The following is a 20681-nucleotide window of genomic DNA, read 5'->3' as shown; positions in this document are numbered from 1 at the left end:
TTAGATCGTAACGAGCCCGCGCACACCCTCGCTTTCCATATTTTCTCCACGCCCCTGCTGGACGATTTCGCCCCGGGACATCACCAGGTACTGGTCGGCCAGTTCCGCGGCAAAATCATAGAACTGCTCCACCAGCAGAATCGCCATGTCGCCGCGTGCCGCGAGCTTCTTGATCACCGCGCCGATCTCCTTGATCACCGACGGCTGGATGCCTTCGGTGGGTTCATCGAGGATCAACAGGCGCGGGCGGCTGGCCAGGGCCCGACCGATAGCCAGCTGCTGTTGCTGGCCGCCGGACAAGTCACCACCCCGGCGTTGCTTCATTTGCAGCAGCACCGGGAACAGCTCGTAGATGAAGGCGGGCACTTCCTTGGCTTCGGAGCCGGGGAAGCGTGACAGGCCCATCAGCAGGTTTTCTTCCACTGTCAGGCGGCCAAAAATCTCCCGGCCCTGGGGCACGTAGGCGATACCGGCGTTCACCCGCTGGTGCGGCTTGAAGCCGGTAATGGCGCGGCCTTCCCAGTTCACCGCACCTTCCTTGGCCGGCAGCAAACCCATCAGGCACTTGAGCAAGGTGGTCTTGCCCACGCCGTTGCGGCCCAGCAGGCAGGTGACTTCGCCGACTTTTACCTCAAAGGAAAGCCCGCGCAGGATGTGGCTACCGCCGTAGTACTGGTGCAGCTTGTCGACTTGCAGCATGTTCAGTTCCCCTTAATGATCGTTCCCACGCGGAGCGTGGGAACGATCAGGTTCAGCGGCCGAGGTAAACCTCGATCACCCGCTCATTTTCCTGCACCTGTTCCAGCGACCCTTCGGCCAGCACGCTGCCCTGGTGCAACACCGTCACGTGGTCGGCAATCGAGCCGACAAAGCCCATGTCGTGTTCCACCACCATCAGCGAATGCTTGCCCGCCAGGCGCTTGAACAGCTCGGCGGTGAACTCGGTTTCGGCATCGGTCATGCCCGCCACCGGTTCATCCAGCAGCAACAGTTGCGGGTCCTGCATCAGCAACATGCCGATTTCCAGGAACTGTTTCTGGCCGTGGGACAGCAAGCCGGCCGGGCGATTGACTGAAGCGGTGAGTCGGATGGTGTCGAGCACTTCGCTGATGCGGTCTTTCTGCTCGCCACTCAAGCGCGCCCGCAGGCTGGCCCACACCGACTTGTCGGTCTTCTGCGCCAGCTCGAGGTTTTCGAACACGCTGAGGGCTTCGAATACCGTGGGCTTCTGGAACTTGCGACCGATGCCGGCCTGGGCGATCTGCACTTCGCTCATGCTCGTCAGGTCGAGGGTTTCGCCGAACCAGGCCTTGCCGTGGCTGGGCCGGGTCTTGCCGGTGATCACGTCCATCAGCGTGGTTTTGCCCGCGCCGTTGGGGCCGATGATGCAGCGCAATTCGCCGACGCCGATGTACAGGTTCAAGTCGTTCAATGCCTTGAAACCGTCGAAGCTGACGCTGATGTCTTCCAGGGTCAGGATCGTGCCGTGGCGGGTGTTCAGGCCTTTGCCGGCGGCCTGACCGAGGCCAATGGCATCGCGGGCGCTGCCCTGGTCTTTATTGGGTTCAAGGATAGGTTCGAGCATAAATTCGGCCGTCGCTGTGATCCTCATTGGTCGCCCCTCTTCTTCAGCAGGCCAATCACACCCTTGGGCAAATACAGGGTGACGATGATGAACAGCGCACCGAGGAAGAACAGCCAATACTCAGGAAACGCCACGGTGAACCAGCTCTTCATGCCGTTGACCACACCGGCGCCCAGCAGCGGGCCGATCAAGGTTCCACGCCCGCCGAGGGCCACCCACACAGCGGCCTCAATGGAGTTGGTCGGCGACATTTCGCTGGGGTTGATGATGCCCACTTGCGGCACATACAACGCGCCCGCCAAACCACACAGCACCGCGCTCAACACCCACACGAACAGCTTGAAGCCACGCGGGTCGTAGCCGCAGAACATCAGGCGATTTTCCGCATCCCGCAGCGCTGTCAGCACCCGGCCGAACTTGCTCTGGGCCAGGCGCCAGCCGATGAACAGGCTCGCCACCAACAACACCACGGTGGCCACAAACAGCGCCGCTCGCGTACCCGGCTCGGTGATGCCAAACCCGAGGATGCTGCGGAAATTGGTAAAGCCGTTATTGCCGCCAAACCCGGTCTCGTTGCGGAAGAACAACAGCATCCCGGCGAAGGTCAGGGCCTGGGTCATGATCGAGAAGTACACGCCCTTGATCCGTGAGCGGAAGGCGAAGAACCCGAACACCAGTGCCAGCAATCCCGGCGCCAACACCACCAGGCACATTGCCCAGAGGAAGTGGCTGGTGCCGGTCCAGTACCACGGCAACTCGGTCCACGACAAAAAGGTCATGAACGCCGGCAGCTCATCGCCGGACGCCTGGCGCATCAGGTACATGCCCATGGCATAACCGCCCAGCGCAAAGAACAGGCCGTGCCCGAGGGACAACATCCCGGCATAACCCCACACCAGGTCCAGCGCCAGGGCGACGATGGCGTAGCACAGAATCTTGCCCACCAACGTCAGGGTATAGGCGGAAACGTGCAGCGGATTTTCCGGTGACAACAGCGAGAACAACGGCAGCGCCAGCAGCAGGATCAGCACCACTGCACCGACCGCGACGGTCACCTTGGGGCCGGCCTTTTGCGCGGCCGTGAGCATCAATGGCTGGTTCATCAGTCGATCACCCGTCCTTTCAGTGCGAAGAGTCCTTGCGGGCGTTTCTGGATGAACAGAATGATCAGCGCGAGGATCAGGATCTTGCCGAGCACGGCACCGATCTGCGGTTCAAGAATCTTGTTGGCTATCCCCAGGCCGAAGGCGGCCATGACGCTACCGGCCAACTGGCCGACACCGCCGAGTACCACCACCAGGAACGAGTCGATGATGTAGCTCTGGCCGAGGTCCGGGCCGACGTTGCCGATCTGGCTCAGGGCCACGCCACCGAGGCCCGCTATGCCGGAGCCGAGGCCAAAGGCGAGCATGTCCACGCGTCCGGTGGGCACGCCGCAGCAGGCGGCCATGTTGCGGTTCTGGGTGACGGCCCGCACGTTGAGGCCCAGGCGCGTCTTGTTCAGCAGCAGCCAGGTCAGCACCACCACGAACAGCGCGAAGGCGATGATCACGATGCGGTTGTACGGCAGCACCAGGTTGGGCAGCACCTGGATTCCCCCGGACAGCCACTCGGGGTTGGCCACTTCAACGTTCTGCGCACCGAACACCAGGCGCACCAGTTGGATCAGCATCAGGCTGATGCCCCAGGTGGCGAGCAGGGTTTCCAGCGGGCGGCCGTAGAGGTGACGAATCACCGTGCGCTCCAGGGCCATGCCGATGGCGGCGGTGACAAAAAACGCCACCGGCAGCGCGATCAGCGGGTAGAACTCGATGGCCTGGGGCACGTAGCGCTGCATCAGCAACTGCACCACATAGGTGGAGTAGGCGCCGAGCATCAGCATCTCGCCGTGGGCCATGTTGATCACCCCGAGCAGGCCGAAGGTGATCGCCAGGCCGAGCGCCGCCAGCAGCAGGATCGAGCCCAGGGACATGCCGCTGAAGGCCTGGCCGAGAATCTCGCCCACCATCAGTTTGCGTTTGACCTGGGCCAGGCTGGTCTCGGCGGCGGTGTGCACCGTGGCGTCGGCTTCGACGCCGGGAGCGAGCAAGGCTTCCAGGCGAGTGCGGGCCAGCGGGTCGCCGGTGCCGCCGAGCAAGCGCACGGCGGCCAGGCGCACGGCCGGGTCGGGGTCTACCAGTTGCAGGTTGGCCAGGGCGAGACTGAGGGCTGTGTGTACGTCATCATTGGTTTCGCCGGCGAGTTGCTGGTCGAGGAATTTCAGCTGCGCAGGTTGTGCACTTTTTTGCAGAGTCTGGGCGGCGGCAAGGCGCACCTTGGGGTCGGCAGCGAGCAATTCCTGGCTGGCTTGCACGTTGTCGATCAGGCCGCGCAGGCGGTTGTTCAGGCGTACGGTCTTGGTTTCGCCGTTGACGCTGATCTGGCCTTGTTGCAGGGCGTCCACCAGCTCGATGCGCGCCGGGTCGGGCTGGGCGGCCCAGTCCTGGAGCAGCTTGGCTTGTTGCATCGGGTTGGCGTTGATGAAGTCTTCGGCGTCGCTGGCGTGTGCGGCGAGGGGCAGCAACAGCAGGGCGGCGAGGATGAAGCGGTATAGGGCAGTGGGCATACAAAATGTCCTGATCATGCACGGACAATGTGGGAGCGGGCTTGCTCGCGAAAGCGCTGGCTCAGTTTCGGATGCGTCGACTGACACACCGCTTTCGCGAGCAAGCCCGCTCCCACATTTAGACCGAGTCGGTCTTAGTTGCTCTTGACGGCGTAATCCGGCTTTTTGTCATTGCCAGGGATATACGGGCTCCACGGCTGGGCACGAATCGGCTCCTGGGTCTGCCACACCACCGAGAACTGCCCGTCAGACTGGATCTCGCCGATCATCACCGGCTTGTGCAGGTGGTGGTTGGTCTTGTCCATGGTCAGGGTGAAGCCGGACGGCGCGGCAAAGGTCTGCCCGGCCATGGCTTCACGCACTTTGTCGACGTCGGTGGACTTGGCTTTCTCCACCGCCTGCGCCCACATGTGGATGCCCACGTAGGTGGCTTCCATCGGGTCGTTGGTCACGGCTTTGTCCGCGCCCGGCAGGTTGTGGGCCTTGGCGTAGGCTTTCCAGTCGGCGACGAATTTCTTGTTCACCGGGTTCTCCACCGACTGGAAGTAGTTCCAGGCGGCGAGGTTGCCCACTAGCGGCTTGGTGTCGATGCCGCGCAGTTCTTCTTCACCCACGGAGAAGGCGACGACCGGTACGTCGGTAGCCTTCAGGCCCTGGTTGGCCAGCTCTTTGTAGAACGGCACGTTGGAGTCGCCGTTCACGGTGGAGATCACTGCGGTCTTGCCACCGGCGGAGAATTTTTTGATGTTGGCCACGATGGTCTGGTAATCGCTGTGGCCGAACGGGGTGTAGACCTCTTCGATGTCTTTATCCGCTACGCCTTTGGAGTGCAGGAACGAACGCAGGATCTTGTTGGTGGTGCGCGGGTACACGTAGTCGGTGCCCAGCAGGAAGAAGCGCTTGGCGCCGCCGCCTTCTTCGCTCATCAGGTATTCCACCGCCGGGATCGCCTGCTGGTTCGGCGCCGCACCGGTATAGAACACGTTCGGCGACATCTCTTCGCCTTCGTATTGCACCGGGTAGAACAGCAGGCCGTTGAGTTCTTCGAACACCGGCAAGACCGATTTGCGCGACACCGAGGTCCAGCAACCGAACACCACGGCGACCTTGTCCTGGGTCAGCAACTGGCGGCCCTTTTCAGCGAACAGCGGCCAGTTGGAGGCCGGGTCCACCACTACCGGTTCGAGCATCTTGCCGTTCACGCCGCCCTTGGCGTTGATCTCGTCGATGGTCATCAGCGCCATGTCTTTGAGCGAGGTCTCGGAGATCGCCATGGTCCCGGACAGCGAGTGCAGGATGCCGACCTTGATGGTCTCGGCGGCCTGTACCGTCCAGGTCATGCCCATCGCGGCGATGGATGCCGACAGTGTGAAAGCCTTGATCAAGCTGCGACGCTTCATTGTGCAATCTCCATGACTCAATGATGTGATGAGGGAGTGATTGCAAAGGCTGTGCCGGGGCGCGCAAGCGTGGTGCGCGCGAGCCGTGACCGGGCTATGGGGGTGGGCGATGCACCAATGCGGCGCCAATCAACGCAGGCTGTGCGTGCAGGCGCACCCTGATGGTGCCTGGCGCCCCGAGCCTTAACTATCTAATGCCTGCGTCCAGCCAAACCCTTGAAAGTGAAGCCTGCCTGGTGCCCCCGGCAACCCAGGGGCAGCGCCAGTTTTCTTAACTTCACTCAAGTGACGATGAACATGGACAGTACTCACATTCAAGACGATCAAGTGGCGATCACGCGCAGGCCGGTTCCCCATCTGGGGCCGGCATTCGTCACCGACCATGATGCCGCCCATTGGGCGCATCAACAGATCGGCAACCGGCGCGAGACGGTATTTGGCGGGCTGGTTTTCAAGCGTGATGACGGGATGTACCTGCCAAGCGTGCCGGTGGCCGGCACCGCCACTGCATTCGACTTCCAGAGCGACCTGCTCAAGGTCGATGCCAACAGGAATTTCCTGGCGTACGAGGGCCACAGCGTTCACGCCCTGTACAGTTCGCGCGGCGAGGATGGCACCCGACGCTCCGCGCAGATACAGCACTGGACAGGCGCGCAGCGCCGCCTGGATCGCAGCTTTTTCCCCATCAATATCCTGCGCATCATCATCCAGGTGCGCATGCTGTGCACCCGTTACTACCTGTCCGGGTTCTATGGCTCGCTCATCCAGTATGAAAGCAGCGGCTCTGCGACTGAGGCCAGCTTCTTGAACCAGTTGATGGCGACCAAGCCTGCGGCCGATTTCGACGACTACATCGCCTTTATCAATGAGACGGCCAGGGCCGGCTACCTGCGGGTCATCGTTGCCAACGCCGAGCTGGGTGGAAAGCCTGGCCAACTGCTGGCGCCGTGGACCCTCAATCAAACCCTGTCGCAAATCGGGCAGGACGCACTGGCGCCTCTCGCCAGCCAAGTCAGCCGCCGGTGGCAGGACGCGGTGCGATCAGTCTTGCCGTCGCTGGGGTTTGCACGGCAGGAGAGTCTCTTTGGCTACCTGTACAAAAGCGCGTCGAACCAGTACGTGGCCGAATTTCCGTCGGATGAACTCAAGGCGGCGTTTGCGCTGACCAGTGGCAAGTTGTCACTGCCAAAAGTGCACAAGGCGGACAGTGAGTTTTTGACCTTCGGTATTTACTGCTCCCTATCACCGCAAGCGAAACCGACCGTGGCGAAAGAGTCGTGGCTGGCGGAAAACTTCTTCACGGCTTCTGCGTTGGCTGCCGTGGTGATGATGGCGGGGACCGACGACCTGGGCTTGCACTTTTACTTGCGCGCCAACGACGGCGCGCTGCTGATGTACCACTGCACCGGCTCGCAGGCGCAGTCCCAGCTGTTCGCCAATCGCGGCGCGGATCTCGACGGACGCTTGAAGGACGCCACCTTGAGCCCTTCCGAGTTTGTCCGGCAAGTGGCTGCCGTGGGCACGCTGACGGTGGTTGAGCCCGGACGGGTATGGGACAAGGCCGGAGTGGTAGGACCGCAATGGAGGGCCTTCGCGAAAGTCCATGCGTCGCTGAGCCCTGCCTTCGTCACTGCCGATGATGTCGCACGCTACCTGCATTACAAGGTGGGTTCACCCCACGGCTCTTTTCTCCAGGCTTACATCTTCAAGCGCAGCGATGGGCTGTTTGTGGCCTCCAGGCTGTCAGACCCTGACAGGTGGCTGTCGTTGTGGGGCGGGGCATTGCCCACCGACAACGCTCTGACGCGGGTCGAGCTTGAAGGGCACCAAATGGTTGGCGAGTTCAATCGACCTGTCTACGACCTGGCCGAGGTGCGTGCCAACTATCCTCAAAAAACCTCGCGACAGCTGGCGTTCCTGATCAGTACACCGTCGACTCAAGCGATCGACATGACGCTGGTTTTTTCCGATCAGATCAAGGTGCTTTACACCAGCGGAACGAACGGTACGTTGATCAAATACGCTGTCAGCGGCTCTCGGGCCGAGCGTGAATTCGGCGAGTACCTGGCACAAGTTGAACGCGATGGCCAGGGTGTGGCCCGCGTACAAGGGTTTGACGGCACGCGTGAAGGGCTGATCAAAGAGCTGGTAAAACTCGGTGAGTTGACGGTGCTGCTGGCGGATGAGACCTGGTACAACGTCCAGGGCCGGGTCCCGGCCACCTGGGAGCCCGAAACGCCTTTCGCCGCCGCAGCCCCCATTGATATGCCGCTGAGCTGGGTTTTCACTGACCTGGCAACCGCCGCCCGTTATGCCCATGACCGTATGCAGGCAACGGCGGATGGCCGGCGAGTCGGTTGCATCCTCAAGCACTCGAGTGCAGAGCAGTATGTGGTCAGCGAGCCTTGCGCACCGATACCCGCCGGCGAAACCCTTTTCGTGTTGGCGAATGTTTTTGGCAATGCCAGCCTGCCGCCAGGCTTCGCCCTGCGTGGCTGGTACTGCCGCAGCGCACCGGACGCCACCGGCATCGGCGCCGAACCCTGGTTGTACGAGGGCTTTATCGACACCACGGATTTTGCCCAGGGGATTGCCGCGCTGCGCATCCACCCCGAGAGCAATCTGGCCTTCTACCTCAGCACGGCGGACGGCGCTCAGTTGGCCTATGACGCCTCCGGCTCGGCCGAGGAAAGCCAGCTCTACCAGGTGCTGCCCGATGGCCGGGTGACGGACAACGGGCTGGGGGATGAACTGCGGGCCGCCACCGTGACGCCCCACGAGATGATCCAAAAGGTCGCCGCCGCCGGGGCGCTGTCGGTGTTGCAACCGGGCACGTTGTGGGATGTGGCGGGGCTGGTCGCCGACACCTGGCGACCTTACGCCCTGGCACCCCGCCCGCAACTGAGCCGCGGGTTTCTCCAGGTAGAAGACGCGGCACGCGACGCCCACGGGCAAATCGGCAGCTGGCGTGAGGGCGAATACTGCGGCTATATCCTGCAGCGCCCGGACGGTCTCTACGTGGCCACTGAGCCATTGCCGGCCAGCGACGCCGGGCGCTTTGCCCTGGGCGTTGTCTACCCCCAGGACGTCAAGGGCCGCTCACTGCTCCCGCCCGGTCACATGCTCAAGGCCGTGTACGGTTCCAGCCGCGGGGTTTCGTTGCTGGAACCCGAGCGCCTGCAGCGCCCGGGCTGGTCGCGGGACGATGCCTGCCTGGAGGCGCAGATGTTCAGCGCCCTGGACGTGCACACGCTGATCCGCAATCGCCAACAGGTGTCCGTGGCCTACCTGTCGGGCGCCGAAGATTGTTTGCTGGCGTATGACCTGATCGACTCTGCCGCCCAGGCGAACCTGTTCAAGGCGCTCGACCCCTTGCCCCATCGCAGCCCAACGGCCCTCAACCTGGCCAGCGGCACGCTGACGGCGCGGGAGTGGATTAGCCAGGTGGCGGCGGCCGGCAGCGTGCGGGTGGTGCAGGCCAACCCGTTGTGGGGCGCGCCGGGGCTGATCGCCGAACACTGGCGGCCACGCCTGCCGATACCCCGGCGCGAACGTCCGGAGCAGATTGCCTATGGCCCGGTCTGCGCCAGTGCCGCTGACGCGGCTCGGGCACTGCACACGCGCCTGGACCATGAAGCACCGACGCAAACCGGTTTCGGTTTCATGCTCAAGCATCGCGATCAGGACGCCTTTGTCTGCTCCGAGCTTGTACCCGCCTGGGATAGGGCCGGGCTGTTCGCCTTGAGCGCCGTGTTTGCCGTGGATGACGAAGGCGAGTTCATCTACCCCGCGGGTTATCAACTGCACGCCTTGGTTTACCGGCGCAACTGGATGCCACAGGGGCTGACCACCGCCGAACACTGGCTGGCGCAGCATTTTATTTCGGCCGGGGATCTGGCCAGTGCCACCGTCGAGGCCAAGCGCCAACGAGAGACAGGCGCACTGACTGGCTTGCCGGTGTTTATCTCGACACTGGACCAGGCGTTGCTGCGGGTACAAACGCCGGTGGCATCGACGCTGTTCAACCCGGTCCGCCAGCCGTCGGGGGTCTATGAAGACGTGCAGACCTTGATGGCCAGCGGGCAGCTCTCGGCGGTCGGGTTTGTCAACGAAGTGGCGAAGTTGAGCTGGTTGAGCGTTTTGGTGCCGAGCGAATGCTGGGCGTGGGCGGGTAAGCTGGATGTCAGCCAGGCCCCATGGACCGCTTTCGCCAACTTTATGCGTCGCCCATTGAGCCCGCTGTTCAGCAACCAGGCCGATGCGGTGCGTTACGTCCACCAACAGTTGGGCACACAGCGCGACACGCTGCAAGGCGGGCTGGTGTTGCAGCGCAACGGCAAGTTTGTCGCGACCCTGGCGGTGCCGGTGTTGAGTGAAGACTTCGACCCGAACGTCATCCTGCCGGGCCTGGACGTCAGCCAGGCGCTGCTGGCCCCTGGTTGGAAAATGGTCGCGCGCTACCGGTCACGTGTCGCCCGGGTGCTGGAGTTCTGGTTACCCTCTGAAGAAAACGCGGTGTATCAAAACCTGTTCTCGACCAAAGTACTGGAGACCGCCCTGAAGTCGGGTCACCTGTGGACCCACGAATACCTGCTGACGCCCGACGGCTCACTCATCGGTTTCAGTACCCAGGACGCCGAGCGCAGCTTGCTGGATTCGGCCCAGCGCAACGAAACGACGCAGTTGCTCAGCCACCTGGAAACCTCCCTGGCCCCCAACAGCCTGGCGTTGCACGACCCTTACAGCAATGCCGTCGAGCAGCAGATGCGCAGTGGCCGCAAGAGCCCCACCGAGCTGGTCAATCAGCTGGCGCGGGTGGGGACTTTGCAGGTACTGGAGGGCGGCCCGTTGTGGGGCTCTGCCCAGCGTGTGCTGCCGGGCTGGATGCCCGGCCTGGCCTACGTTGCGCCGCAGGCGGCGGTCCATGCCGTGGCGGATCGGCAGCTGGGCCCGGTGTTCAAGCATGCTGACGACGCGGCACGCTATGGTCATCAATACGCCCAGGGGCGCGCCGATTTGAGCTTTGGCGTGATTCTCAAGTCCTCCGACAATGGGCATTTTGTCGCCTGTGCGCCGGTCAAGGGCGACGACCTGGGCTTTGCCCTCGACCGGGCGTTCCTGCGCGGGCAGTTGCCGAGCGGGTACAGCCTGCAAGGCCTGTATCTGAGGCTGCCGCAGCGTGCTGCGCCCGAGTTGCCCCAGGCCGAAGGCTACGCGCAACTGATGGCTCCGGCCGTGGTGCTGGCGGCGCTGAGCTTTTTGCGGGTGGCACAGAGTGAGCGGTTCCTGGCGTTGCATGTGTCATGTGCCGACGGCTCACTGTTTCGGTACCAGGCGGTGAGGATCGACCCGGACTGGGATTCCAGCCGCCGGCAGGCGGCGTATCTGAAACACCTCAACAGTCGTGGCAGCATCGACAGCCATGTGTTGAAACTGGTGGAGTCCGGCGAGCTGCGGGTACTCGACAGCAGCCCGTTCTGGGATGCCTTGTTGCCCCGGATAAAGCGCCTGGCCACGACACTGGCAGTGCGCGATACCCGCATGGCCCTGGGCCCGTTGTGCGCCCACCCGGACGATGCCGCGCGCCAGGTATGGCAACAGGTTGTGCCGCTGGAGCACCAGGCGCGGCTGGGAGCGGTGCTGGGCAACGGCGACAGCGACACCTTCATCGCCGTGCAACCGGTGGCAGACCCGGGCCCCTCGGTGGCCGTGGGACTGCGGCCGGACACACCGGCCTACAAGGCATTGTTCGAAGGCATCATGAACCTCGGCTACCCCAGCACATCGACCCGCTACCCGGCGGGCTACAAGGTGATGGGCGTCCAGCAGTTGTTCAAGCTCGACACCGAGCGCCAGCATCTGGCGGATCGCTACGAAGAAGGCCTGGCCCACAACTTCATTGCCCAGAAGGAAATCCGCGGGTTCATCGAGATGCTGCGCCAGGACAAGATCGCGGGGGCGCGTTACTACTTCACCCCGGTGCACGGCGCGTTGATTGTGTATGAGCCCAGCTATCACGCGGACGAAAGCCAGTTGCTGCGCGATGACTGGATCGACGAAGACACGGGTGTGGTGAAGGTCAAGCCCAGCGAGGTGATCCGCCGGTTGGCGACCTCGGGCAAGCTGACCATCCTGGAAACCGATCGCTTCTGGCAACCCCGCAGCCAGGTGGCGCGGCGCTTGTTGCGTGCATTCAAGCAGGCCGACCAGGGGGTTTAACGCCGCCGCATCAGCCCGATAAAAAACAGCCCGCCAATGGCCGCCGTGGCCACGCCGATGGGCAGGTCTTCGGGGGCAATCATTGTGCGGGCCGCCACATCCACCCACACCAGGAACACACTGCCCAACAGCACGCACACCGGCAGCAAACGCCGGTGTTCGGCACCTACAAGGCGCCGGGCAATGTGCGGCACCATCAGCCCGACAAAGCCGATGGAGCCGCTGATGGACACCAGCACGCCGGTCATCAGCGAGGCGATCAGGAACACCTTGAGCCGCACATTGCGCGCGTTCAGGCCCAGGGTCACGGCGGTCTGTTCGCCGGCCATCAGCGCATTCAACGGGCGAGCCATCCCCAGCAGCAGCACCAGCCCCAGCAACACGGTGGCGAAGGGAATGGCCAGCAGTTCCCAGCGCGCCAACCCGAGGCCGCCGAGCATCCAGAACATCACCGCCGAGGCCGCGCGGTGGTCGCCCATGAACAGCAGCAAATTGGCCACCGCCATCATCACGAACGACACTGCCACCCCGCACAGCAGCAGGCGGTCACTCTCCAGCCGACCGTTGCGACTGGCCACCGCCAGCACCACGATCATGCTCAGCAACGCACCGATGAACGCCGCGATGGGCAGGGTCAGCAAGCCGATCACTTCACCCACATGCAGCACCACGATCACCGCACCGAGGGTGGCGCCGGAAGTCACGCCCAGCAGGTGCGGATCCGCCAGCGGGTTGCGCGTTACCGCCTGCAACACCGCGCCGATCAACGCCAGCCCGGCGCCCACCAGGGCACCGAGCAACATGCGCGGCACGCGGATCAGCCACACGATATGTTCCTGCCCCGCGCTCCAGTCCACCTCGCCAACGCCGAAGGCTTTATGCAGCAGGATCCGCCACACCACGTCCACCGGTACCCGCGCCGAGCCGAATCCCAGCGAGACCACGCACGAGATCAGCAACAACGCGCCGAGGGCACTCAGCAGCAGGGCATAGCGACGGGTGATCATTCGCCGTGGAACCCCTTGGCCAGGGTTTCAACCGCCAGCACGTTGTCGATGCCCGGCGTGGCTTGCACGTAGGGGATCACGATAAAGCGCTGGTTCTTGATCGCGTCCACCGATTGCAGCGCCGGGTTGTTCAGCAGGAACTGCTCTTTTTGCTCGGCGGTGATTTCGCTGTAGTCGACGATCACGATGACCTGCGGGTTGCGCTCCACCACGGTTTCCCAGTTGACCCGGGTCCAGCTGGCGTCCACGTCATCGAGAATGTTGCGCCCGCCGGCGGCGTCGATCAGCGCCTGGGGCATGCCCAGGCGGCCGGAGGTCATGGCGCGGTCTTCGCCGCTGTCGTAGAGGAACACGCGGGGCTTGTCGGCCGGCAGGTTTTCCTGCACTTGGGCGACCTGTGCCTGCATCTGCGCGATCAGTGCATTGGCGCGGTCCTGCACGTCGAAGATCTTGCCCAGGTTGCGCAGGTCGTTATAGGTGTCTTCCAGGGTGGCCGCCGGGCGCTTCATCACGAAGGCACAGGACTCGGTCAGCTCGTAGACGTTGATGCCCAACGGTTGCAGGGTTTGCGGGGTGAGGTCGCCACCGACGCGCATGCCGTAGTCCCAGCCGGCGAAGAAGAAGTCGACGTTGGCGTTGAGCAGGGTTTCCACCGACGGGTATTTGCTCGCCAGTTCCGGCAGGCCGTCGAGAATCTGCGCCATTTCCGGGGTGACCGACTTCCAGCCGGTCACGCCGCTGTAGCCGGCCATGTGCGACTTGAGGCCCAGGGCGAGCATCATCTGGGTCATGTTGATGTCGTGGCTGACCGCGTGTTTCGGTGCCTCGGCGAAGGTCACTTCGCGGTTGCAGCTCTGGATTTTCAGCGGGTAATGGGTCGCTTCGGCGAACGCTTGGGAAGTGCCGAGCAGCAACGCGAGAGACAGCAGGGAGCGCAGGATCATGGTTGGGTTATCCAGGTGATTCGGGGGTAGCCGGACAAGGGGTGAGTGTCGATCAATGCTTCAACGCCGAACACGTCGCGCAGCAATTCGGCGGTCAGCACTTCGTGAGGTGTGCCGCTGGCAACGATGCGCCCGTGGTTGATCACATACAGCCGATCGCAGAACGCCGCGGCCAGGTTCAGGTCATGAATGCTGGCGAGGGTGCCGATGTTCAGGCGCTTGACCAGTTGCAGCAATTGCAACTGGTAGCGCGGGTCGAGGTGGTTGGTCGGTTCGTCGAGGATCAGCAGTTGCGGTTGCTGGGCCAGGGCGCGGGCGAGGATCACCCGCTGCTTTTCTCCGCCCGAGAGGGTGGCGAAGGCGTGGTCTTCAAAGCCCAGCAGGCCGACGGATTCGAGGGCCTGGCGGATCAGGTTCTGGTCTTCAAGCGTATCGCTGTCGAACAGGCCCTTGTGCGGTGTGCGGCCCATGGCGACCACTTCATCCACCCGCAGGCCGAAGGCGTCGGGAAACTCCTGGAGCACCACGGCAATGCGTTGCGCGCACCACTTCGAGGATTGCTTCCAGACGTTCTGGTGTTCCAGCAGCACCTCACCGTCAGCCGGTTTGCTGAACCGATAGGCGCAGCGCAGCAGGCTGGTCTTGCCGCTGCCGTTGGGGCCGATCAGCCCGACGAACTCACCGGCGTTCACGTGCAGGCTGGCGTCACGCAGTTGGAACTGGTGATGACAGTGCTCGTGGCCTGGTGGGGTCCAGGCGAGGGCGGTGAGGTTGAGTGAGGTCATCTTTACTCTCAGGTCCAACACAGGACAAATGTGGGAGCGGGCTTGCTCGCGAATGCGGTGGATCAGTAACAGATACAGTGCCTGACACACCGCATTCGCGAGCAAGCCCGCTCCCACATTTGGACAGTGTTGCGTTCAGTTAGAAGGTGTAGTCCGCCGTCACGAAGAACGAGCGCGGCTCGCCCAGGATCCATTGCTGGCCGTCGTTGTATTGGCTGACGGCGTAAGTGCGGTCGAACAGGTTATTCAATTGCAGGCCCAATGTCGTGTTGCGCATGGCTTTCCATGAAACGCTGGCGTCGACCACGGTGTAGCTCGGCACTTCGCTGGTGTTGGCGGTGTTGGCGAAACGCGAGTCTACATAACGCACACCCGCACCGGCACGCACGTCGTCAGTGATGGCCTTGCTCAGCCACAGGTTGGCGGTGCGACGCGGCACGTCGGTGGGGCGGTTGCCGTCGCGGGACACGGACTGGCCGTTGACCACTTCGGAGAAGTCGTCGTACTGCGCCCGCACGATCGCAGCGTTGGCTTGCAGTTGCCAGGCATCGGGCAGTTGCAGGTCGAGGCTGGCTTCCAGGCCGTTGGAGGATTGCTGGCCGACTTGTTCCTTGAGGGTGGTGCCTGGGATGCTCACCAACAGTTTCTTTTTGACGATGTGGTAGGCCGCCAGGGTCCATTCACCCCGCGAGTCCCAGAACGCCTGCTTGAGGCCGATCTCGGTTTGCTTGGCGGTGGACAGGCCGAACTGCTGCTGGCTCGGGCTCAGGGTGATCAGGCTGCCAACGCCGTCAGTGCTGGTGGCGTATTGGCCGTAGACCGAGGTGTCCGGGGTGATCGCGTAGACCAGGCCGGCTTTCCAGTTGTTGCCGGTAAAGGTCTTGTTGGAGTCGCTGCCATCCACCAGGGAGTCACTGTCGATGTGCAGGTAATCGCGGCGCACGCCGGTGATTAGCGACAGTTTATCGGTCAGTTGCAGGCGGTTTTCGGCGAACGCAGCCAGCTGTTTGGTGGTGCTGACGGACTGCGGGACGAAGGGGCTGGCGCTTTCAAACGGCTGCGGTACCGGGTGGTTGATGTCCACCGGTTGGCCGGCGTTCGTCAGGTCATCGAACGGCGAGTTGCTGGCCAGGCGGAAGCGAATGCGGTTGTACTCCACCCCCGTCACCGTCTGGCTGTCGAGGCCGAACAGCGTGTGCTTGAAAGTGAAGGTCTGGCGGTCGCCCACCTGTTCCTGGTTGTGCTTGATGCCCAGGTAGCTCTGGCGCACCAAGCCGCCGTCGACGTAGTTGTAGCTCTCGGCGTTCTGCCAGCGGCGCTGGTTTTTCAGGTAGGACAGTTCGTTGGTGGCGGTAACGTTGTCGTTGATCTGCCACTCGCTGGTCAGGCGTGTCCACTGGTCGTTGTAGTGCTGGATATCGTTGCTGACGTTGTAGTTCTTGTCCCGCAGGCCCTTGTGCAACTGGCCGTTGATCAGCGGTGTGCCGTAGTCGTTTTGCGGGGTCTGGTCGCCGTAGTCGGAGGCCAGGGTGAAGCTCAGGTTGTCCGCCGCCTGCCAGCGCAGGGCGCCGCTGACGAAGTCGCTGCCGGAGTCGCCACGGTCGATGAAGCCGTTGCTGCGCAGGCGGTTGATGTTCAGGCGATAGCTCAGGGTGTCGGTCAATGAGCCGCCGCTGTCGAGGGCTTGCTGCTGGCGGTCATAGGAGCCGTAGCCCAGGCGGATATGGTTTTCGATCTCGCCCTCGAAGGGTTTCTTCGCAATCGTGTTGATCACCGCGCCGGTGGCGCCCTGGCCGTACATCACCGAGGCCGGGCCGCGCAGTACGTCCACCCGCTCCACGGACCAGGTGTCCACTGGAAAGGTGGACGTGCCCGCGCCATCGAACATGCGGGCGCCGTCGTACAGTTGCAGCACCGAACTCTGGCCAGTGAAACCGCGTGCCGACAACGAGGTGCCGCCGTCGCCCGGCGTGCCGGTGCGGCTGATGCCGGTGGCCCGGGAAATGGCGTCCTGCACCGTGGCATCGCCCCGGGCGCGAATCTGCTTGCCGGTCTGGCTTTCAACGCTGCCCGGGGTTTGCAAGGCAGTGAGGTTCAAGCGCGAACCTGCGGTGGTCGGGGTTTGCAGGTCGACGCGCTCGTCGTCGACAGCGGGGGCGGAGACGGCACTGGCGGGAAGCGTCAGGGCCTGGGCAGTGTTTTGCAGGGCGAGCAGGCACAGGCCGGACGCAAGGTACTTGTTCATCGGACGATAAATCGCTTCTTCGAGACGGTACTCGCCGCAGGGCGCGGCGAGTGGGAGAACACATTAAGTGTTACAATATAACACTTTGTGCGGCGTGGGCGAAAGCCCGCGTAAGACTACATAACGCCTCTAGGTAGGGCATCTCGTCTGTTTCACGCTGAACCTGAGGCAGATTCACGTTGGCCAAACCACCGTGAAAGCACCAGGCGATCCAGTGCCCAGACCACGATCAGCGAGGCGCCCACCAGCGGAAAGACAATCGCCAGCCCGAGCATGATTACCATCGCGGTTTTCCATTTCGGCAGGTCATGGCGCAACGGTGGAACCCCCAGGCTGCCCTGTGGCCGACGCTTCCACCAGATCACCACACCGCTGACGGCGCTGAGCAGGATCATCAGGCAAATCAGCAGCACGATGATCTGATTGACCACGCCAAACATCTTGCCTTCGTGCAGCATCACGCCCGATTCGGTAACCCGCGCCACGCTGTTGTAGTGCTCCCAGCGCACATCGGCCAGGACCTTGCCGGTGTATTGGTCCACATGCAGGGTGGCGTCATTGCGCGGGTCGTTGGCGAACACCGCGAGGGTGAACACGCCTTCGGCAGTGGTGGGGAAGGTGATGCTGTAGCCGGGCTCGACCTTGCGTGAGTTGGCGAGGTCGACCACCTGTTGCAGGCGGATGACCGGGGCGGCGGGGCCATGGCTCATGCCGGCGTGGTTCATGTGCTCGGCATGCTCGCCAGACATCGGCATCGGCGTGTTTTCCATGGCCCACGGCACGGTTTGTTGGCTCGCGGTGTTGAGGCTGCGGGCCTGCTGGTCGGACTGCGGCACGTTGTTCCACATGGCCGCCGGGAATTTATTCCACAGCTCGGCGTATTGCTTGCCCCAGAAGCCGGTCCAGGTCATGCCGCTGAGCAGCATCACCAGCAGAAACGCCGCGCCCCAGAAACCGGCGACCGCGTGCAAATCGCGCCAGAACAAGCGGCCGCGACTGCCCAGCCGTGGCCACAGAATGCCCGCCGCCGACTTGCCTCGCGGCCACCACAGATACACGCCCGAAATCACCAGCATCACACCCCAGCCGGCGGCCAGTTCCACCAGGCGATCGCCGACGGTGCCGATCATCAACTCACCATGCAGCGCACGGGCGATGGCTTGCAGGTTGTACTTGGCGTCCTGTTCGCCGAGCACGGTGCCGCGATACGGGTCGACGAATACAGTCACTTCGCGCCCGTCGTTGTGCATCACGAATTGCGCGCTGCTGGTGGCGTCGGCAGGTGGCAGGTACTTGCTGATTTTGCCTTGTGGATAGGCAGCCTGGGCACGTTGCAGTTGCTCGTCGGCACTCAGCGCGTGTTCGGCGCTTTGCACGGTCAGCAGGTTGCCGTACATCAGCGGGTCGAGTTGGGGTTTGAACAGGTAGATGATGCCGGTCAGGGCCAGCAGCACCATGAACGGCGCGACAAACAGCCCGGCGTAGAAATGCCAGCGCCAGGCCAGGTTGTAGAAGGAAATCTTCGGTGGGTTCATCAGGGTGCTCCGCAAAGGCTTGGATTTTTTGTGTTATCGAGGACGCCATCGCGGGCAAGCCCGCTCCCACAGGGGAATGCATTGCAACTGTGGGAGCTGGCTTGCCTGCGATGCGCTTAGAAGCTCATGTCCACCTTGGTCCAGAGCGTGCGCCCCGGTTCCTTGATGGCTTGCGGGTCATTGGCCGGGTAGCCGAACCCGGCGTTGCCGGCCAGGTTCAGGTGCTCGGCGTACGCCTTGCCGAACAGGTTGTCGACGCCGGTGCTGACCTTGAAATTCTTGTTGATGCGATACGCCGCGTTCAGCGAAAACACGCCAAACCCCGAGCTTTTGTCGAAGTCCTTGCCCACCACGTTGCCCTTGTTCTGGTCGATGCGGTTTTGCGCCGCGACCACCCGCCACAAGGCGCCGGCGCTCCAGTCGTCCTGGATGTAGGTGAGCCCGAAGCGCGCATCCAGCGGCGGGATCTGCGGCAGCGGTTTGCCGTCGCTGGTGTTCTTGCCCCAGGCGTAGGCGAAGGTGGCATCGGCCTTCCAGTTGGCGGTCAGCTTGTAGGCTGCGCCCAATTCACCGCCCATGATTCGCGCGTCCACATTGCGCGCCTGGGAGGTGGTGCCCATCATTCCCGGCTGGTAGTCGAACAGGATGAAATCACGCACCTGGCCGACGTAGCCCGAGGCCCAGGCATCGAGATCGGCGGATTTGTATTGCAGGCCAAAATCTAGCTGGGTGGTTTTTTCAGGCTTCACACCGTCGAAGGCATTCACGGAACCGACCGACCCGGTGTCGGGAGAAAACAGCTCCCAGTAATCAGGGAAACGCTCCGAATGCCCAAGCCCTGCGTACAGGTTGGCAGGGCTGTCCGCCAGATCGTGCTCGTAGCGCACAAAGCCGGACGGCAGCGTATCGGCGCGGGTTTTACCGGCGGTGGGGTTGGGGCTGCTCATCATCCCGGAGCTGATGGTTTGCCGGAAATCCTTGGCCGAGGCGCGGTCGACGCGGGCGCCGGTGATCAGGCGGTCGCGGTCGGCGGCGTACCAGGTCAGTTCGCCGAACACCCCGTAGTTGTGGAAGTTGGCGTCCTTGCTGCGGGGTAGGTCCTTGTAGGTGTCGACGCCCATGGCGCTGCGTTCGCGGTGTTCGTTGGTTTGTGCATCAATGCCGCTGATCAACTGCACATCGGCCCAGCGCCAGGTGGCCTTGATACGGGCGCCGAGGGTGCGGCGGTCGACGTTGGCCGCCATGGGACCGGCCATCATCCCGGTGCCCGACGGGACGCGCAGGGTGTAGTTGTCCATCACGTGGTCGGCGTAGTTGTAGTAGACCTGCGCTTCGACCTTATCCAGCACCTCGCCGATGTTTGACTTCTCGAAGCGCAATCCGAGGCTCTCGCGCAAAAACTGCGAACCGTCCATGCCACGCCCGGCGTAGCGGGCTTCGCCATCGCCACGGCCGGCGGTGAGTTCCAGCAGGGTGTCGGCGTCCGGGGTCCAGCCCACGGCCACGTCGCCGTTCCACTTGTCGTAGCGCGAGGCGACGGTGTCGTTGTTGCCGTCCTTGTAGTCATCGGCGTGGGCCTGGTTGCCGATCACCCGCACATAACCCAGCGGCCCGCCGGCTGCTGCGTCGACGACTTTGTCGAAGCGCCCGTTGGAGCCCGCCAGGATGCTGGCGTTGACCCGCGTGCCCAGCTCGCCGAATTGCTCGGGCTCGCGCTCGAACAGGACCGTGCCGGCTGAAGCGCCCGGGCCCCAGAGCACGGTTTGCGGGCCTTTGATCACGGTGAGCTTGTCGTAGGTTTCCGGTGAGATATAGGAGGTGGGCGCGTCCATCCGGCCGGGGCAGGCGCCGAGCATCATGCTGCCGTTGGTGAGGATGTTCAGGCGCGAACCGAACATGCCCCGCAGCACCGGGTCGCCGTTGGTGCCGCCGTTGCGCACCAGGGCGAAGCCGGGGATGGTCTTGAGGTAGTCGCCGCCATCGCTGGCGGGCACCGGTTGGCGCGGGTCTTTCGGGTTGGTGACGACGGTCAGTGGTGAGCTGGGGGCAATGGCGGTGATCACCGTCGGGCTCAGTTCGGTCTGGTCGGCAGGCTCGTCGGCGTGGACCTGAGGAACCAGCAGCGTGCCACACAGAACGGCGAAAACGGGAGTACATCCCAAACGGGTGTCAGCAGAAAACCTGGACATGAAAAATTCCATCATTCATTCGTAAACAACACGGCCAGCAGCCTGCGGCTGTCTGTCTAAAGTCGGCCGGGGTGAAGTAACGGTGTGAAGTGCTTACGCGATGATGGGCGGGGCGCGGCTGCGGGCGCCGGGGAACACGGTTTGCCGGGCATGGCCCAGGCGTGGGG

General features: G+C 63.3%; 12 protein-coding genes and 1 pseudogene. 1 reads left to right on the top strand and 12 read right to left on the bottom strand.

Annotated elements, in window-relative coordinates; all coding sequences use genetic code 11:
* The 5 genes from urtE to urtA form a co-directional block, all read right to left on the bottom strand.
* Positions 1-699: an urea ABC transporter ATP-binding subunit UrtE gene (gene urtE, locus HX786_RS16950; RefSeq protein ID WP_178912361.1), complete on the bottom strand. Its 699-nt coding sequence runs from the start codon at positions 697-699 to the stop codon at positions 1-3.
* Positions 700-751: 52 nt separating this feature from the next.
* Entirely contained in the window at positions 752-1612 is an 861-nt protein-coding gene (urtD, locus tag HX786_RS16945) for an urea ABC transporter ATP-binding protein UrtD (protein ID WP_003217378.1), read from the bottom strand.
* On the bottom strand, positions 1609-2688 hold the full coding sequence (gene urtC, locus HX786_RS16940; RefSeq protein ID WP_008439056.1) for an urea ABC transporter permease subunit UrtC: 1080 nt from the start codon (positions 2686-2688) through the stop codon (positions 1609-1611). Before urtC ends, urtD begins: the two co-directional genes overlap by 4 nt.
* Positions 2688-4190 (bottom strand): urea ABC transporter permease subunit UrtB, encoded by a 1503-nt coding sequence (gene urtB, locus HX786_RS16935; protein ID WP_003217374.1) that lies wholly within the window; start codon positions 4188-4190, stop codon positions 2688-2690. The genes urtC and urtB overlap by 1 nt, the downstream gene beginning before the upstream one ends.
* 134 nt (positions 4191-4324) lie before the next feature.
* Positions 4325-5590: an urea ABC transporter substrate-binding protein gene (urtA, locus tag HX786_RS16930; protein ID WP_003217372.1), complete on the bottom strand. Its 1266-nt coding sequence runs from the start codon at positions 5588-5590 to the stop codon at positions 4325-4327.
* Between the two features lie 297 nt (positions 5591-5887).
* On the opposite strand from urtA, the gene HX786_RS16925 reads away from it, so the two are divergent.
* Positions 5888-11809: a hypothetical protein gene (locus HX786_RS16925; RefSeq protein ID WP_178912360.1), complete on the top strand. Its 5922-nt coding sequence runs from the start codon at positions 5888-5890 to the stop codon at positions 11807-11809.
* Here the strand turns inward: HX786_RS16925 and HX786_RS16920 are convergent.
* From HX786_RS16920 to HX786_RS31925, 7 genes and pseudogenes are all read right to left on the bottom strand, one after another.
* On the bottom strand, positions 11806-12816 hold the full coding sequence (locus tag HX786_RS16920) for an iron ABC transporter permease (RefSeq protein WP_003217368.1): 1011 nt from the start codon (positions 12814-12816) through the stop codon (positions 11806-11808). The genes HX786_RS16925 and HX786_RS16920 overlap by 4 nt on opposite strands.
* The gene (locus HX786_RS16915; RefSeq protein WP_008439045.1) at positions 12813-13760 is read right to left on the bottom strand and encodes an ABC transporter substrate-binding protein; all 948 of its coding nucleotides are present in this window, start codon (positions 13758-13760) and stop codon (positions 12813-12815) included. Before HX786_RS16915 ends, HX786_RS16920 begins: the two co-directional genes overlap by 4 nt.
* Positions 13757-14545 carry an ABC transporter ATP-binding protein gene (locus HX786_RS16910; RefSeq protein WP_178912359.1) on the bottom strand — a complete coding sequence of 263 codons (789 nt, stop codon included), beginning with the start codon at positions 14543-14545 and terminating at the stop codon, positions 13757-13759. Before HX786_RS16910 ends, HX786_RS16915 begins: the two co-directional genes overlap by 4 nt.
* 139 nt (positions 14546-14684) lie before the next feature.
* Complete coding sequence (locus tag HX786_RS16905; RefSeq protein ID WP_178912358.1) at positions 14685-16790, bottom strand: TonB-dependent siderophore receptor; 2106 nt, start codon at positions 16788-16790, stop codon at positions 14685-14687.
* A gap of 152 nt (positions 16791-16942) precedes the next feature.
* On the bottom strand, positions 16943-18325 hold the full coding sequence (locus HX786_RS16900; RefSeq protein WP_177008329.1) for a PepSY domain-containing protein: 1383 nt from the start codon (positions 18323-18325) through the stop codon (positions 16943-16945).
* Positions 18326-18441: 116 nt separating this feature from the next.
* Positions 18442-20514 (bottom strand): TonB-dependent copper receptor, encoded by a 2073-nt coding sequence (locus HX786_RS16895; protein ID WP_178912357.1) that lies wholly within the window; start codon positions 20512-20514, stop codon positions 18442-18444.
* A gap of 93 nt (positions 20515-20607) precedes the next feature.
* Positions 20608-20681, bottom strand: a pseudogene (locus tag HX786_RS31925) (DUF2946 domain-containing protein); the annotation flags it as partial.

The sequence above is a fragment of the Pseudomonas sp. 21615526 genome (assembly GCF_013386245.1).
GTDB lineage: Bacteria > Pseudomonadota > Gammaproteobacteria > Pseudomonadales > Pseudomonadaceae > Aquipseudomonas.
The sequence above is the reverse complement of the archived record's forward strand: the minus strand, read 5'-3'. Positions and strand labels throughout refer to the sequence as shown.

Coding starts and splice junctions, on each gene's coding strand:
- urtA (WP_003217372.1), bottom strand. CDS start 5,590: ATGAAGCGTCGCAGCTTGATCAAGGCTTTCACACTGTCGGCATCCATC.
- HX786_RS16920 (WP_003217368.1), bottom strand. CDS start 12,816: ATGATCACCCGTCGCTATGCCCTGCTGCTGAGTGCCCTCGGCGCGTTG.
- HX786_RS16910 (WP_178912359.1), bottom strand. CDS start 14,545: ATGACCTCACTCAACCTCACCGCCCTCGCCTGGACCCCACCAGGCCAC.
- urtD (WP_003217378.1), bottom strand. CDS start 1,612: ATGAGGATCACAGCGACGGCCGAATTTATGCTCGAACCTATCCTTGAA.
- HX786_RS16905 (WP_178912358.1), bottom strand. CDS start 16,790: ATGAACAAGTACCTTGCGTCCGGCCTGTGCCTGCTCGCCCTGCAAAAC.
- urtE (WP_178912361.1), bottom strand. CDS start 699: ATGCTGCAAGTCGACAAGCTGCACCAGTACTACGGCGGTAGCCACATC.
- HX786_RS16925 (WP_178912360.1), top strand. CDS start 5,888: ATGGACAGTACTCACATTCAAGACGATCAAGTGGCGATCACGCGCAGG.
- HX786_RS16895 (WP_178912357.1), bottom strand. CDS start 20,514: ATGTCCAGGTTTTCTGCTGACACCCGTTTGGGATGTACTCCCGTTTTC.
- HX786_RS16915 (WP_008439045.1), bottom strand. CDS start 13,760: ATGATCCTGCGCTCCCTGCTGTCTCTCGCGTTGCTGCTCGGCACTTCC.
- urtC (WP_008439056.1), bottom strand. CDS start 2,688: ATGAACCAGCCATTGATGCTCACGGCCGCGCAAAAGGCCGGCCCCAAG.
- urtB (WP_003217374.1), bottom strand. CDS start 4,190: ATGCCCACTGCCCTATACCGCTTCATCCTCGCCGCCCTGCTGTTGCTG.
- HX786_RS16900 (WP_177008329.1), bottom strand. CDS start 18,325: ATGAACCCACCGAAGATTTCCTTCTACAACCTGGCCTGGCGCTGGCAT.